The organism is Paenibacillus sp. LC231 (assembly GCF_001860525.1).
Lineage (GTDB): Bacteria > Bacillota > Bacilli > Paenibacillales > Paenibacillaceae > Paenibacillus_AQ.
Genome location: NZ_JFOM01000016.1, coordinates 22142 through 38230 on the forward strand (window position 1 = coordinate 22142; position 16089 = coordinate 38230).

The following is a 16089-nucleotide window of genomic DNA, read 5'->3' on the forward strand; positions in this document are numbered from 1 at the left end:
TTACCTCTCTTCAGGAATTCTGCACCGGATGGATGATATATCAAAAATTCCCCATTGCCTTCGTCGGCGCCTCCCAGGCACGGTTCAGACACCCGATTCCTCTTGACATTCACCTAACACCTGTGTGATGATACTCACCAAATCATCTTGTTCTCTCTTTACATCCGAAAAGAGCTGCGCAGATGAATTTAAGAACAACATACCACACGGCTATGAGAAGAAATAGTAGCTTATCTCTTGAGGTCCAAGCGAACCGGCGAATGGTGCGAGGCCCGGTACCCCGGAATGAGTGAATGGATCTTCTCGCTTCAACCCGAACCTTTCGGCTGTGCCGGAGCAGTAGGCCTTGACGGCTCTCCACCGTTACTTTGGGAGATATGGCAGGAATAATAATGGTGTTTCCCCCATTTCCACGTCATGCTAAAGAGCGACAGTATAGTCGAATTCGGGTGGTACCGCGGAGTTACACTTCGTCCCATAGAGGGATGAGGTGTTTTTGTGTTGTTCGCAAACAACAGGAGGTGTTTTTTATGCAACGATTATTGTCAGGCATCAAACCGAGCGGGGATTTGAATATTGGCGGATATGGAGGTGCTCTCCGTCAATATGTGAAGCTGCAGCATGAGTATGAGTCCTATTTCTTCGTGCCGGATCTGCATGCGATAACGGTCTATCAGGATCCCATGGAGCTGCACCAGCGCACGCGGGACATTGCCGCTCTGTACATTGCGTCGGGCATTGACCCCGATAAAGCGACGATCTTTCTGCAATCCCAGGTCCCCGCGCATGCAGAGCTCGGGTGGTTGCTGGAGACGCAGGCGCATTTCGGTGAATTAAAACGGATGACCCAATTCAAGGAGAAATCCGAAGGTCAAGAAACGGTAAGCTCGGCGCTCTTCACGTATCCCGTCCTGATGGCTGCCGATGTGCTGCTCTATCAGGCAACGCATGTGCCCGTCGGGGACGACCAGAAGCAGCATCTGGAACTGACCCGCGATGTGGCTGAACGCTTCAACAACCGGTATGGCCGCACGTTTACGGTGCCTGAGCCGATCATTCAGGATATTGGCTCCCGCATCATGGGTCTTGACGATCCGTCCAAGAAGATGAGCAAGAGCAATCCGAACAAAAACAGCTGTGTCCACATGATGGATACGCCGGAGGATATCCGCAAGAAGTTCTCGAAAGCCGTTACCGACTCAGACGGCGAGGTCCGGCATGACTGGGAGCAGAAGCCGGCGGTCAGCAATCTGATCGAGATTTATTCGGTATTCTCCGAGGAAGCCATCTCCGTCATCGAGAAACGGTATGAAGGCCAAGGATACGGCACGTTCAAGAAAGAATTGGCCGAAGTGGTCATCGAGAAACTTCAACCGATCCAGGAGAGGTTCCATCAAATCGTGAATTCCTCCGAGCTAGATCGCATTTTGATGGACGGAGCGAAGCGGGCTTCCGAAACCGCAGGCCCAACACTGCTTGCCGCCAAGAAAGCGATGGGATTGGTCACGTTCTGAAAGAACCGAGAGGGCGTCCCCTTAATATCTGCATCCTGCTTCAGGAATCAGGTCAAGGGGCGCCCTGCTTATTTTTTATACATAACTCTGTGTATCCCGGTTCCGCCCAAACTTGTAGGTTGCAATCAGCGATAAGGCCAAGGCAAAAGCGAGTAGAATCGCCACATTCAAAATAATGTCGGTCAACGAGCTTCCTTGCTGAAGCTTGCCGAACGTATCGAGCAGCCAATACTGCGGCAGGAAATCGGCGATTCGCTGAATCGCTTCGGGCATCACGGTAAGCGGGAATACGCACCCCGCCAGCAGCGAAGTCGGCATGATCACCATCGTCTGGATTCCGTTCGCCATCATGGTGCTGTCCGAGAACGCGACAATGACCTGTGATAAACTGACCGCGACCAGAGCGAACAGCGACAGAATCAGGAACATCTGCCAGAGCGGAATGCCAGGCTCGATATGAAAGAACCGGGTCATGACAAACAAGGTGGCCGCAATCTGGATCATCATCAGAACGATATTCACGATGGCATTCGAGAAGACGTAGCTGCGGGCCGTAATAGGCGACGATAAGAGTCTATAGTACGTACGATTCTCTCGATCCCGGATCGTTAACGCCGATAGATTCACGGCGGAGAATAACATGAACACAACCAAGTAACCAATCGTCCGGTTGGTCATATCATGATTGACCGATTGATCCGCAACCGTAGTCGTGGACAATTGAAACGTTGAACTCCGATAACCGCTGTATAATTCGTTAAACGCGGCGGCATCGCCACCCGCTATAACTCCCATGGATGAAATATTCTGGACGTACGCGTTCAGATACGATTTGACATACCCCGTAACCTGAGCGCCCTTAATCGATTCGATCCGGACCGGCTCGGGTGTCCCCTGAATTACGCCTTTCGCAAACCCCTCGGGGAAGATCAGCACCGCATCCAGCTCACCCGACACAACCAAGTCATCCGCTTCCGATTCCCTAATGACCGATGCCTCGGTATGCTCCAATTGAGCAACAAAATCGATCGTATCTTGCGTGACTTTCTGTTCGATATCGTGATTCACGATGCCAAGGGTAACGGAGGTATCTCCGGAGCCCTTATAGATTAAGGTGGATAGAAGAATGCCGACAATGGGAAGCGCGATAACGAGCAGCAGATTTTTATAATCCTTCAACGAGGTTAATATCGTCTTTCGAATGAGCCAGAGCATATCCTTCAACATTACAGCCCCTCCCTTCTTCGCATCGAAATCATGGCTACGGCCAGCAGCAGGATGGAAAAACCGATATTCAGCATCATCGCATGCACGGCTGCAGTCCCATCGCCTGAATAGATGATTTGCAGCAGAGCTTCATTGGACCAATGCAGGGGAGAATACGTTGCGGCCTCCCTCATAAATCCCGTTGTGCTTGCAACCGGCATATATCCCCCGCCAAAGAACGCAGCCAGTTGAATAATGACCATGATGACAGCTCCAGCTGCATTTCCCTTCAGCACGTAGCTGATGCCGAGCCCGAGGCTGAGCGCAAACAGGATCTCGGTGAACAAAACCAGGAATACCATGATGGGGTTCTCCCCCCAATAGGCATTGAACATATATTTGCTGATCAGCACAACGATGATGACAAATACGGCATTGATTGCGAGCGTGCCCGTTATTTTTCCGGCAAAAATCTCGGCTTTCGTCACCGGTGATGCCAATAGGCGCTGCGCGGTGTTTCGCTTTCGCTCACTATCGATGAGTCCGCCTGCCGTCAAGGCGCTGTACAGGATGATCATCGTCGTGACCGCAATCGAAAAATAATCAAGCGAACCCGGCTGCCTCGCTCCCTGAATGGAAGACTCCAGCACATAGCTCCCTCCATCATCAACAAACGGCTTGCTCTCATATGCCGGATCGAGCTTCGCTGCTGTGGTTGACAGCCGGTACCGGTCGGTAAATGCGGACAGCATCCCCTGCACAATTCCGTTCTCCATACTGTTGCGGCTGTTTCCATCATAACGGATACCTTGGCCGTCCATTTCCACGTAACCGGTGTACCGGTTGTTTGTCACTTCCTGCCCTCCGTCCATGCCTTCCTTGACTTGCTCAAAGACCATGCCCGATGAACGCTCCGCCTCCTCCATGAAAACCTGCCATTGCTCCGTAAGCGCGGGTTCTGCTCCGTCGTTATGGTATAACACCCGAATGTCTCCAATCGTGGTACTGCCGTTAAAAGCATTCGAAAGCGCCGTCCCTAGGATCAGAATGAGCAGCACCGGGGTTGCCAGCATGAATACCAGCATCTGCGGCTCCCGGGCGATCTTCATCTCCTTCAGCGCGATTCTCAGTACGTTCATGTACTTCCACCTCCCTCTTCCTAGGTCCGCTAATCCCGAAGGCTCCGGCCGGTCAACGTCAGGAACACCGTTTCCAAATTCGGCTCGGACGCTTGAACGGAACGAATTTCAATGCCTTGCGCCATGAATTGCTGAATGATTTTATTCAGGTTATTGACTCCTGCGTCGGAGCTGATGTGCACGACATTCTCCTTCACTTCAACCGATTTGACGCCTGAGATCTCCTTCAGCTTGTTCGCTTCAAGATAGGCGGCCGTTTGCACCTCGATCCCGATATCCTTCTGGTCCGTAATAATGGACTTCAGCTGTGCCTTCGTGCCCTCCGCTATGATCTTGCCGTGGTCGATAATGGCAATCCGGGTGCAGAGCTCCTCCACTTCCTCCATATAATGGCTCGTGTACAGGATCGTGCTGCCCATCTCATTCAGCTTCCTGACCGAGTCCAGGATATAGTTCCTCGATTGGGGATCGATGCCGACGGTCGGCTCATCCATGATGATCAGCTTCGGTCTGTGGGCAATCGCGCAAGCGATATTCAGTCTCCTCTTCATGCCCCCGGAGAAGCTCTTCGGGTACATCTTATGTTTGTCACTAAGTCCGACGAAGGCAAGCGCCTCTTCGGCCCTGCTCCTAAGCTCCGATCCTCTCAATCCATACAATCCGGCAAAAAAATGAACATTCTCATAGGCGGTCAGATCCTCATATATCGCGACCTCCTGCGGAACCATGCCGATCTGCTGCTTCGCGAACTTTCGAAACTTCATCAGATTCTTGCCCAGGACATGGACCTCTCCCTTGGTCATGGGCATGAGCGACGATATGATATTAATGGTTGTGCTTTTGCCTGCTCCGTTCGCGCCCAGGAAGCCGAAAATCTCGCCTTCCCGTATGTTCAACGACAACTGGTCTACCGCTATGAAATCCCCAAACTTCTTCGTGAGCCCTTTGATCTCCAGCACGTTCATACGTTTTTCGCCTCCATATTCCATCCACGCTTCAACCGGTGGACTTGATCTGCATTTATCGTACGAAAAAAGGATGCCCTTGCGATAGTGCACAAGTTCATCCTTATCCATGAGAATCTTCATGTTGTTGACGATCCAAATCTTCACCCTTGTGGGGAATGTCATTTTGACCCGATATCTCTAATCCGCCAAATGCACTTACCGGTTTTAGCTATAAGGTATTAAAGTGGTCACCGAGAAGCCGTCGGAGCCATCCACGATCACGGTACCATTCACGACCGCGGCGCGCTCCTCCATGCCTATGATCCCAAGACCCTTGATGACCTTCTGCATGCCCTTGCCGTTGTCGCTGACCTTGGCCTTGATCATGGTGCCCAGAACTTCGATATGTAACGAGACTGCCGTTGCATTCGCATACTTCATCGTATTGGTTAACGCTTCCTGGGTGTTATCCTGAATGATTTTCCACTGAAGCGGTGTAATCACATCCATATTGCCCTCATGCGTTAATACGGTCTTGATCGGGTGCTGGGTGGAGAACTCCTCTAGGAATAAACGCATTCGGTTGATGCCGAGCTGCTCCGTAGGAGGCTTTACGTTCTTCAAAACCAGCCTGATGCTCTCAATGCCTTCTTTGGAGATGGATATGGCATTCTGCAGCAGCTCGGCGGACTTGTCCGGATTCGTTGTCATCAAGCGCTTGGCCGCCTCCATCTGAATCAATGCTCCCGTCATGGAATGCCCGATCTTGTCATGAATTTCCTGGGACAGCCGATTTCGCTCTTCCAGCTTGAACATATATTCAAACTGCCGGATGTACTCATTATTTTCGCTCAGCCGCTGGGTCAACCGATCCAGTTCACGATGCATCTGCTCGTTCTGCTCCTGATAGGATGTGACTCGGCTTATAAAAGTCCTCAGCATGTTGAGATAAATATAGGATAGAACGGATATAAAGAAATAGGTCAAGCCAAGCTCGTAAGGCACTATAAACGCTGGAACCAGCAGGAGAATCAGGATCATCCAGCTCCTGCGAAGATATAAAGACAACAGCTCATACAGATTCGCGGGAAGCAGCATGAAGAACAGCGGATGAATGTAGAATGAGAACGCCACGACAACAAGAATAGCCAGTACCATGAAGTATGGCTGTGTATTGCGACTCTTGAAAATATAGACGGATACATTCACGGACAGGTAGAGAAGCATGACCAGTATATACCATGACGTTATCGCAAGATCAGAGGCATACGACTGGCTGATCACATACAGGAACAGCATGCTTTTGAAACCGATGACCCACAGTTCGGCATAATTTCGGCGTTCGCTCACTTATTCACTTCCCCCGTCAGATAAAAAATCGCAATCTGGGTTCGATGTTCAAGACCTGTCTTGCTGAGAACTGAAGTGATGTGATTGGCAATCGTGCCTTCGGAAATAAACAGCTTCTTCGAAATTTCCTTGTTGGCCAGCCCTTTGGCGATGAGCGCCATAATGTCCAGTTCCCTTTCGGTGAATAGACTCCGGTCGAACTTGTCTGCCTTATCTTCCTTTTCAGGCTTTCCGGGAGAGAGCCCGGATTTGATTTTATCCAGCACGACGTCCTGCAGCACATGATGGCCGTGGTACACCGTTTTGATTGCATCGCGAATCCGTTCCGGGTCGTTATTCTTTAGCAGATAACCCTTGGCGCCGTTCAGGATCGCATCGGTAATATATTCATCGTCGTCGAAGGTCGTTAAGATCAGCGTCTTGGTCTTGGTACGCTCCGTGAGCTGCTTCGCGGCCTCAACACCGTTCAGATTCGGCATCCGGACGTCCATCAGCGCCACATCCACTTCATGCGCTTCGCAATAGGCCACCGCTTCCTGGCCGTCTTCAACGGTCGCCACGACGTCGAACTCATCAAACGTAGTCAGAATGATTTTCATACCTTCCCTGATAAACGAATTATCGTCCGCTATGATCACTTTAATCTTCAACTTACGCTCACACTCCCTTATTCAGGATTATACAGGCTGTCATCTTGAAGAACGACAGTATTTTTATTCACCTGAATTAAGGGGAGATACGTTCCCCGATGCAGCGACTCTGGCATGATCCCGGTCGGCTTGAGCCAACTATAAAAAGCAGTGCAGGGATGAACCCCGCACTGCTTAGGCGTCAACCTATTCAATTAAGAAGCGGCCATCGATTTTCTTGGGTCTGAACGTCTCCCTTTCTTGAATGTCGAGGCCAGCAGCAGAACAAGAAAACCTCCGGCTATGAACCACATTACCGCTGAATGCGAAGAAGATGGAGCGTATCCGTCAAAATACATCACATCCCGGAGAGCCGAAGCAGCGAAGCGGAGCGGCGTCCACGAGTACAGCCAATCCTGTGTTGCCTGCGGCAGAAACTCCGGCGCCATATTAAGAAGCGGCATCGAGAAGAACATCAGGAGCACCAAGATGCCCATAGCCGGGATTCCCATCCAGTTGAGCAGGGTCGACTGAAGGAGGAAAAAAGCGGAACCTGCCAGCCACAGCATCAGCCAAACACGGCTCCCGTTGGTAAACTCCATGCCATACCAGGAAGATGCCATCCATACCAGGAAACCGGAAGCCAGACCCGCCAGCAGCAAACCGGTAGCGCCTTGCAGCACAATCGTGGTTCCCCTGCCGCTGCCATCAGCTACGGCTTTCTGCAGCGCCTGGAACAAGAACACGCTAATGATCAGGCAGCCAATCCATAAAATCTGCACCAGCATGCCTGGCGCATTGCCGCTTGCGTGATTAATCCCGACAGGATGTACAACCTCCTCCTGAACTTCAAAAGGGGTAAGGAAAGCCTGCGCGGTTGTGACCGGCAGCATATCCGTCTGCGTGCTGATCATGGTCAATGCCTGGCTAGAGAGCTGCGCTCCCGCCATCTTCATCGCTTGCCCGAGCATCTGTTTCACCGCTGTGGATGCCTGCGCGCTCATCCCCTCGTTCACCAGCACCTGTACTACAGCCGGCTTCGGAGCAGGCGATTGCAGCGACAAGATGCTCGCGCTTAAGTCCTCGGGCAGGACAAGGGCTCCATAATACTTCTGGCTGTCAAGCCCTTCCCGTGCCTCCGCTTCCGAATTCACGATCTTCCACTGAATGGGCAGCTGTGAGTTGCCCTGCAGCATCCCCTTCATCATATCGCCAACAGCAAGCGGTTCGCCGTTCGGTAACTCTGCCGGCTGATCCAAGACAACCAGTGCAACGGGCAGGGACTTCGGCTTCGCTCCCGCGATCGATCCCAGCATGGCCACGCCGAATATCGACAGCACCAGAATCACAACCAATGCGCCGATCCATAGCATTTTTTGTCTTAAGAAACCCATATCTACCACTCCTCGTTATTAATGAACAAACTGTTGATTAATGATCACAGCGTTAATTATAATGAAGAGATAAATATGTTCAATCATCAGCTTTCAGCGGAGTGTTCATTACTCATCAGTGTACGAGCCTTCTGTTGATTATGTCTTGAAATTGTACTGGAGGGGAGTTCCTTGACCAAAAAGACGGATCGCCGGCAAATCCGGACGAATCAGCTGTTGCGGCAAACCTTATTTGAGCTCATGGACGAAAAAAACATAAACGCGATTACCGTCACCGATATCGCCAATCGCGCCAATATCAACCGGGGTACCTTCTATCTGCACTATCGTGACGTGCCGGATATGCTGGATAAGCTCAAAGAAGAGGTGCTCCAGAAGATTAAGGACATCGTCGTTCATATTGACCCCAGGGATTCCAGAGACTATGCGGAAAAGGGCGAGCCTTATCCGGCGTCAGAGCAAATATTCGAGGAGCTCATCCGTCATGCTTCCTTCTTCCGAGCAGTCGTCGGCCCGAATGGGGACATATCCTTCGTGCGGCAATTCAGGGAATTCATGAAGGAGCATATGTTTGCTAAGCATGCCTTCCGAATGCCCGCAGGAGAGAATCAAATCATTCCGAGCGATTACCTGATTGCGTATATGACCTCCGCCAATATCGGCCTGGTCATACACTGGATCGAGTCCGGCATGAATAAGTCCGCAAGAGAAATGGCGATCATGATGACCCAGCTGATCAACTACGGCCCGTTGATTACTTCAGGGATCATCCCAAAACAGTAGGTAATGCAAAAGAAGAGAAGCGGGGAATTCCCTCGCTTCTCTTTTATGCTTAATGGCATATAAGCACTTTGCCTGCTTCGTTAATTGATCAATTGCTTTACTAATTCGCGGTTTCGCTCTTTGAATACCTCGTTATGCGAGGAGACCATCGCGTACTTTTTGGCATCCGGCTCAATGAACTGCTTCGCGCTGTTCACCGCGTTCGCGGCATCCTGGAAGGCGCCCGCAATCAGGTGCAGCTTCCCGTCAAAATGCAGGATGTCGCCCGCGGCATACAACCCCGGTATGGAAGAGTTGCAGCTTGCGTTGCCCGCGATATAGTAATCATCCACCCGATGAATATCGAGCTTGCTGTTCTCCAAGAGCGACATATCCCGTTCATAGCCATGGTTAATGATCACTTCGTCTACGGCCAGATAGGAAACTTCACCCGTCTCATTATTGGTCAATTCCACCCGCTCGATCACCTCATGATTATCCGAAGCAATAAGCTTCGTGATCGATGTATTGAGATGGCAAGTGGCCTTGCTGTTCATCAACTGATCGACTTGGGCTTCATGGCCTGACAATTCGCCTTTGCGATAGGCCAGGTACACCTTCTTCGCCACAGGCTCCAGCTCGTTCGCCCAATCCACTGCCGAGTTTCCTCCGCCGGACACAATCACCGTTTTGCCCTTGAAATGCTGCAGGGACTTCACCGTGTAGTTCAGGTTCGACACCTCAAACCGCTCGGCTCCTTCAATATCCAGCTTCTGCGGATTCAGGATGCCTCCGCCGACCGCCACGATGACCGTTTTGGACAGATGCACGCCGGAATTCGCCGTATGTAATTCGAACAGCCCTTCCTCATTGCGGGCGATCGATTCAACCTTCTCGTTTAACAGCACTTCGGGATTAAACGTCAGACCTTGCTGAACCATCTGCTCGATCAGCTTCGCGCCCGGAACGGGTGTCAGTCCGCCAACGTCCCATATCATTTTTTCCGGATAAACGTGAACCTTCCCGCCAAGCATGGGTTGATATTCTATAATCTTGGTTTTCATGCCGCGCAGTCCACTATAAAAAGCAGAATATAATCCTGCTGGTCCTCCACCAATAACCGTTACATCAAATATCTCTTTCCCACTCATGCATTTCACTCCCGGTCTATAGATTAAAAGGCTGTTGTGATCACCTTGTAACGTAAATGATTATCATTATCAATTAGTATACGTTGCCTTTCACCGTTTTACAATCAATCATTTAGAAAAAATTCATATTGTCACAATTTCGCCTATATTTAGGTTTGCATCACTCTTCCAATTCTATATATGGATATTATTCGGCTGAAACATGAATATTATTTAAAATTTCCATTAAGATATTTATTGACAACGACGCGGCCCCACATTATATTTATGGATGAAATTGAGAATCATTATCGTTTGATATCTAACTACTCTGGAGGTGAAATGATGATTCGCCTAAGTACAGATCGAATAAGCGTCGGTTACGGCGAGAATCTGATATTGAATCGTCTTAACGTAGATATTCCCGATAAAAGAATCACAACCATCATTGGGCCGAACGGCTGCGGCAAATCCACTCTTTTGAAGGCTGTTACCCGCATTATTCCTTACCAGTCCGGTGCTGCCATTCTCGATGGAGAAGAAATCGCCAAGATGAACACCAAGCTGCTGGCGAAAAAGCTGGCCATTCTCCCCCAAACTCCGGAAGGACCGGGCGGATTGACGGTTGGCGAGCTTGTCTCCTATGGCCGATATCCTCATCAACGCGGTTTTGGCCGCTTGACCAAGCAGGATATGGAAGTGATTGACTGGGCGCTGGAGGTTACCGGGACCCAGGATTACAAATATCGCTCGGTGGATGCTCTATCGGGGGGACAAAGACAGCGGGTGTGGATTGCGATGGCACTTGCTCAGGAGACCGAAATGATCTTCCTTGACGAACCGACAACGTATCTGGACATGGCGCATCAGCTTGAGATCCTGGAACTGCTGGAGAGACTTAACATCGAGCAGGAGCGTACCATTGTTATGGTTCTGCATGATTTAAACCAAGCCGCCAGATTCGCTGATTACATTATCGCGATGAAGGATGGAGATATCATTCAGGCCGGTGATCCGGAAGCCGTCATTTCACACGACGTATTAAAGAAAGTATTCCATATCGACGCCGAGATCGGCCGCGATCCGCGCACGGCGAAACCGATCTGTATCACATACAATCTATTAAAAGGGGAAAAAGAGGATGTACTCAAAACGGAGCAAAACGACAACTACGAAGAAACTACTCATCCCGTTTATAGCGCTGCTGCTCATTCTTAGCGCTTGCAGCAGCAAGCCTGCGGAGACAAACAGCAATAATACAGGAACGGCCGAATCACCTAAAACGGAACAAAGCGAAACTCCATCCGGGACCATTACATATGAGTCCGAGAACGGACCCGTCGAAGTGCCTGCCAAACCGCAGCGCGTGATTGTGCTGTCTTCCTATGTAGGCGACCTGCTTGCACTCGGCGTCAACATGGTGGGCGTTGATTCCTGGTCCAAGGCCAACCCCGCATTTGCTGACAAAATCAAGGATGCCGAAGAAGTCACGGATGAAAGCCTGGAGAAAATCATCGAGTTGGACCCCGACCTCATCATCGGCCTGTCCACTATCAAGAACGTGGATAAGCTGAAAGAGATTGCCCCAACCGTGACCTTCACCTACGGAAAAGTCGATTATTTGACGCAGCATCTTGAAATCGGCAAGCTTGTGAACAAAGAAAAAGAAGCCCAGGACTGGATCGATGATTTCAAGCAACGGGCGCAAAAAGCCGGTGAGGACATCCGTGCCAAAATTGGAGAAGACGCCACCGTATCCGTTATCGAGAGCTTTGATAAACAGCTTTATGTATACGGCGATAACTGGGGCCGCGGCACTGAAATCCTGTATCAGGAAATGAAGCTGAACATGCCGGAGAAAGTGAAAGAAATGGCACTCAAGGACGGTTACTATGCCCTTTCCGCGGAAGTGCTGCCGGAGTATGCCGGCGACTATGTTATTCTGAGCAAATTTGCCGATGCCGATACGTCCTTCCAGCAAACCGAGACGTATAAGCAAATCCCGGCGGTGAAGAATGGCCGCGTATACGAAGCAGACGGAAACCGGATTTATTTTAATGATGCCACCACGCTGGAGTACCAGCTGGAGTTCATTACGGAACACTTTTTGGGCAACTAGCATATAGGCTGCCTTTGCTCAGACTTATTTCGATTGTATATTCCAACTTTAAGATGAGAAGATGATTCCATGACAATGCCTACGAAACGATCCATTCCTATTTCCATCAAATTGATTGCAGGCATCATCGTATTTATAGGCATGTTTGTTGTTGCGATGGTGTTCGGTGCAGCTGAAACCAGCATCAAGGATGTATGGTTTGCCCTAACTACCTCGATGGAGGGCGAGAAATTATCCCTCCTTCGCGAAATCCGCCTGCCCCGTGAGGTTGCAGCTATTCTGGTCGGTGCCGCGCTCGCGGTCTCCGGCGCCATCATGCAGGGCATTACCCGCAATCCGCTGGCGGATCCCGGCCTGCTCGGCCTTACCAGCGGGGCGAATGCAGCGCTTGCCTTCACGCTGGCTTTCATGCCGGCTGCCAATTATTTTGGCATTATGGTGGCCTGCTTCATCGGAGCGGCGATCGGCGCCGTGATGGTCTTCGGCATCGGAGCCATGCGAAAAGGCGGCTTCTCTCCCTTGCAGATGGTGCTGGCTGGCTCAGCCGTATCTGCATTCCTGTACGCCATCGCTGAAGGAATCGGCATTTATTTTAAAATATCCAAGGATGTGTCCATGTGGACGGCAGGCGGTGTGATCGGCACATCATGGGGACAGTTGCAGACGATATTTCCGTTTATTCTCATTGGAATTATAATTGCCATCGTGTTATCAAGACAATTGACCATCCTTAGCCTAAGTGAAGAAGTCGCCGTCGGTTTGGGACAGAACATTGCTGCTATCAAAGGCATCCTGTTTGTCGTGATTGTCCTCCTGGCTGGAACCTCTGTGGCCTTGGTGGGAAATCTGGCCTTCCTCGGCCTGATGATTCCCCATATTGTCCGCGGGATCGTCGGAACCGACTACCGCCATGTCATTCCGATGTCCGCCCTCGTCGGAGCCATCTTCATGCTGTTTGCCGACACGGTTGGACGAACGCTGCATGCTCCTTACGAAACACCCGTAGCTGCTCTGATCGCCATCATGGGATTGCCCTTCTTCCTGTTTATCGTACGCAAAGGAGGGCGGGGACTGTCATGATTCATCCATCGTTAATAAGAAAACAACGCATTACATTTCTGGTCTTGTTGATCCTTACAGTGGTTACTGTCCTCGTTGGTCTGGGTCTCGGTTATTCGTCCGTTAGCTATGACCGAATTATTCCAACCCTGCTGGGCCAAGGCAGCTTCAAGGAGAAATTCATTATCTTCGATGTGCGCCTGCCGCGCATGCTTATTACTTTGCTGGCCGGAATGGCGCTTGCCTTATCGGGTGCTATTCTGCAGAGCATTACCCGAAATGATCTCGCGGATCCCGGTATTATCGGCATTAACTCGGGGGCCGGGGTCGGCGTAGCCGTATTTTTCCTGTTCTTCCCGATCGAAGCCGGCTCCTTTATTTACATGCTGCCTTTGGCGGCATTTATCGGAGCTGTGCTGACAGCCGTGGGCATCTACCTGTTCTCTTTCCGAAAAGGCGAAGGCCTGCAGCCCGTTAAATTGGTGCTTACCGGTGTCGGGTTCTCCATGGCGCTCTCGGGTTTCATGATTGTGCTCACGTCGTCTGCCGAGCGGACCAAGGCCGATTTTATTGCCAAGTGGCTGGCGGGCGGGATATGGGGAACCGATTGGCCTTTCATTGCGGCGCTGCTGCCCTGGCTGATCATCCTGATTCCGTTCACCCTGTACAAAGCGCAGCGCATGAATCTGCTGGGATTAAGCGATCCCGTGGGCATCGGCGTCGGCGTATCCATTGAGAAGGAGCGCATCGTCCTGCTTCTGGCTGCCGTAGCGCTTGCAGCATCCGCGGTATCCGTTACGGGCGGGATTACATTCATCGGACTCATGGGCCCACACATTGCCAAAGCGCTGGTCGGCCCGCGGAATCAGATGTACATTCCGATTGCCGTATTGATCGGGGGCTGGCTGCTGCTGCTCGCGGACACGATCGGACGCAACCTCGTGGATCCCGACGGCATCGCCGCAGGCATTATGGTCGCCATCATCGGCGCGCCGTATTTTGTATATTTGCTGCTGAAGAAAAAATAACCGTTAATCTCTTTTTAACTGAATGCCTAAGCCCCTATTGCACTCTTTCAGGTGTAATTGGGGCTTTTTTGACTGGTTCGGCTATGGTTGCCGCCTTTTCCGAGCTTATCTCCTCACAAAATAAAGAGGGCACCGCATGGATGCCCTCTTTATCGCGCAGGGAGTAAACAACCTAGTTCCACTAAGCGTTTGCCCTTTACTTCTTCCCCCGGTTGGCCGCCTCTTCCAGACGCCGGAACCGTTTCAGATCAGCCTTCCGAATCGGAATCGGCTCTCGGCTAAGCAGCTTCACCACGGCAATGACCAACAACAGCAGCAGCACCGTAAACGGCAATGCCGCAATCAATGAAGCCGTCTGTAAGGCTTCCAGCCCGCCCGCATACAGCAGTACACCTGCTATCGCTGCCATAAGCGTGCCCCACACGATTTTTGCAATGTGCGGAGGGTTCAGGCTGCCATAGGTGGTCATGCTGGATAAAATGTAGGTTGCTGAGTCCGCTGATGTTACCAGGAACGTCAGAATAAGTAAAATCGCCAGCACATTCATGACCATGGAGAAGGGTAATTGGTTAAAGAGCTGAAACAGAGCAGATGTAACATCAGCATTAACGGCTGCAGCAATCCCGGTGCTCTCGTGCAGATCATACCAGATCGCCGTCCCGCCGAATACCGCGATCCATAGACAGGCAATGACTGGCGGCACAACCATCACCCCCACAATGAATTCACGAATCGTTCTTCCCTTGGACACCCTCGCCACGAAAGCTCCCACATACGGAGACCAAGCAATCGCCCAGGCCCAGTAAAAGATCGTCCATTCTCGTACCCACGTGCCTTCAGCGTAAGGTTGAAGCCTCAGACTGTACGATACGAAATTCGTAATGTAATCGCCCAGCGCCAATGTAAAGGTCTCCAAGATGAAAACAGTGGGACCACTAACAAACACAAACAATAAAAAAATGAGCGCCAACGCGAGGTTCAGGTTGCTTAAGTATTTAATCCCTTTATCCAATCCCGTTGTGGATGAGATCATATAAGCGACAAAAATAAGCCCCAGCATCATTAACTGCAACCCGACACCATTGTTCACTCCCATAATCGTGTTCAAACCACCGCTCATCTGCAGAACGCCAAGTCCAATGGAAGTCGCGATGCCCATGACCGTTGCAATCACCGCAAGGATATCAATCGTATTCTTCACTGCGGGCTTCGAGCCGGTGACAGGCTCCAGCGCGGTCGACACCAGCCCATCCTTATGCTTACGGTACTGAAGAAACGCGATCACAAGTCCGACAAGGGCAAACACGGACCACTGACTAATCCCCCAATGAAAAAAAGAATAGCCCATAGCCACACGCGCCGCGTCCACACCTTGTGCTTCGACGCCTCCGAACGGCGTCTTAAAAAAATGGCTCATGGGTTCAGCCACGCCCCAAAATACCAGCCCTACACCAAACCCCGCAGAGAACAGCATTCCGATCCAGGTGAAGAACGGATACTCGGGCTTCTCCTTATCTCCGCCAAGGCGAATCGTTCCGTATTTACTGGCTGCCACCCAGATCAAAAAGATAATAATCACAAAGATCGAGAGCAGATAGAACCAGCCGAACGTATTCGTCGTAAATCTGTACAAATACCCTGCCACTTCACCGAATGCTCCAGGCATAGCAGCCCCTAGAATAGCAAGAATGGCAATGATAACGGCCGAAACCGTAAACACGATGTTCTTCAATAAACTCCCTTTCATATGCTCCACCTCAGGCTATTAAGTCATCCATTCCTATACAGTATCTGTATTTAAACCAGAATTGA

General features: G+C 50.9%; 14 protein-coding genes and 1 other annotated feature. Of the genes, 6 read left to right on the forward strand and 8 right to left on the reverse strand.

The window, feature by feature from the left end:
• Nucleotides 1–203: 203 nt before the first annotated feature.
• Nucleotides 204–481 (forward strand) — a binding site (T-box leader).
• A gap of 49 nt (nt 482–530) precedes the next feature.
• Nucleotides 531–1514: a tryptophan--tRNA ligase gene (gene trpS / locus AK95_RS13600; RefSeq protein ID WP_071220518.1), complete on the forward strand. Its 984-nt coding sequence runs from the start codon at nt 531–533 to the stop codon at nt 1512–1514.
• A 75-nt stretch (nt 1515–1589) separates the two neighbouring features.
• Here the strand turns inward: trpS and AK95_RS13605 are convergent, their stop codons facing one another.
• The 6 genes from AK95_RS13605 to AK95_RS13630 all read right to left on the reverse strand — a co-directional run bounded on the left by AK95_RS13605 (nt 1590) and on the right by AK95_RS13630 (nt 8179).
• Nucleotides 1590–2741 (reverse strand): ABC transporter permease, encoded by a 1152-nt coding sequence (locus AK95_RS13605; RefSeq protein WP_083397620.1) that lies wholly within the window; start codon nt 2739–2741, stop codon nt 1590–1592.
• Nucleotides 2741–3859: an ABC transporter permease gene (locus tag AK95_RS13610; protein WP_071220519.1), complete on the reverse strand. Its 1119-nt coding sequence runs from the start codon at nt 3857–3859 to the stop codon at nt 2741–2743. Before AK95_RS13610 ends, AK95_RS13605 begins: the two co-directional genes overlap by 1 nt.
• Nucleotides 3860–3888: 29 nt before the next feature.
• Nucleotides 3889–4824: an ABC transporter ATP-binding protein gene (locus tag AK95_RS13615; protein ID WP_071220611.1), complete on the reverse strand. Its 936-nt coding sequence runs from the start codon at nt 4822–4824 to the stop codon at nt 3889–3891.
• A gap of 207 nt (nt 4825–5031) precedes the next feature.
• A complete protein-coding gene (locus AK95_RS13620; RefSeq protein ID WP_071220612.1) occupies nt 5032–6105 on the reverse strand; it encodes a sensor histidine kinase in 1074 nt (357 codons plus the stop codon).
• A gap of 47 nt (nt 6106–6152) precedes the next feature.
• Nucleotides 6153–6806, reverse strand: a complete 654-nt coding sequence (locus tag AK95_RS13625; protein ID WP_071220520.1) for a response regulator — start codon at nt 6804–6806, stop codon at nt 6153–6155.
• A gap of 194 nt (nt 6807–7000) precedes the next feature.
• Nucleotides 7001–8179, reverse strand: coding sequence for a YhgE/Pip domain-containing protein (locus AK95_RS13630; protein ID WP_071220521.1), 1179 nt, complete (start codon nt 8177–8179; stop codon nt 7001–7003).
• A 171-nt stretch (nt 8180–8350) separates the two neighbouring features.
• Between AK95_RS13630 and AK95_RS13635 the strand changes: the two genes are divergently transcribed.
• Entirely contained in the window at nt 8351–8962 is a 612-nt protein-coding gene (locus tag AK95_RS13635) for a TetR/AcrR family transcriptional regulator (protein WP_071220522.1), read from the forward strand.
• An 80-nt stretch (nt 8963–9042) separates the two neighbouring features.
• Here the strand turns inward: AK95_RS13635 and AK95_RS13640 are convergent, their stop codons facing one another.
• On the reverse strand, nt 9043–10092 hold the full coding sequence (locus AK95_RS13640; protein ID WP_071220523.1) for an NAD(P)/FAD-dependent oxidoreductase: 1050 nt from the start codon (nt 10090–10092) through the stop codon (nt 9043–9045).
• A gap of 324 nt (nt 10093–10416) precedes the next feature.
• On the opposite strand from AK95_RS13640, the gene AK95_RS13645 reads away from it, so the two are divergent.
• From AK95_RS13645 to AK95_RS13660, 4 genes are all read left to right on the forward strand, one after another.
• Nucleotides 10417–11289, forward strand: coding sequence for an ABC transporter ATP-binding protein (locus tag AK95_RS13645; protein WP_071220524.1), 873 nt, complete (start codon nt 10417–10419; stop codon nt 11287–11289).
• The gene (locus tag AK95_RS13650) at nt 11213–12190 is read left to right on the forward strand and encodes an iron-hydroxamate ABC transporter substrate-binding protein (RefSeq protein ID WP_071220525.1); all 978 of its coding nucleotides are present in this window, start codon (nt 11213–11215) and stop codon (nt 12188–12190) included. The genes AK95_RS13645 and AK95_RS13650 overlap by 77 nt, the downstream gene beginning before the upstream one ends.
• Nucleotides 12191–12259: 69 nt before the next feature.
• On the forward strand, nt 12260–13270 hold the full coding sequence (locus AK95_RS13655; RefSeq protein WP_071220526.1) for a FecCD family ABC transporter permease: 1011 nt from the start codon (nt 12260–12262) through the stop codon (nt 13268–13270).
• Nucleotides 13267–14277: a FecCD family ABC transporter permease gene (locus AK95_RS13660; RefSeq protein WP_071220527.1), complete on the forward strand. Its 1011-nt coding sequence runs from the start codon at nt 13267–13269 to the stop codon at nt 14275–14277. Before AK95_RS13655 ends, AK95_RS13660 begins: the two co-directional genes overlap by 4 nt.
• A gap of 196 nt (nt 14278–14473) precedes the next feature.
• On the opposite strand, the gene AK95_RS13665 is transcribed toward AK95_RS13660, so the two are convergent.
• Nucleotides 14474–16024 carry a BCCT family transporter gene (locus tag AK95_RS13665; protein ID WP_071220528.1) on the reverse strand — a complete coding sequence of 517 codons (1551 nt, stop codon included), beginning with the start codon at nt 16022–16024 and terminating at the stop codon, nt 14474–14476.
• Nucleotides 16025–16089 lie beyond the last annotated feature (65 nt).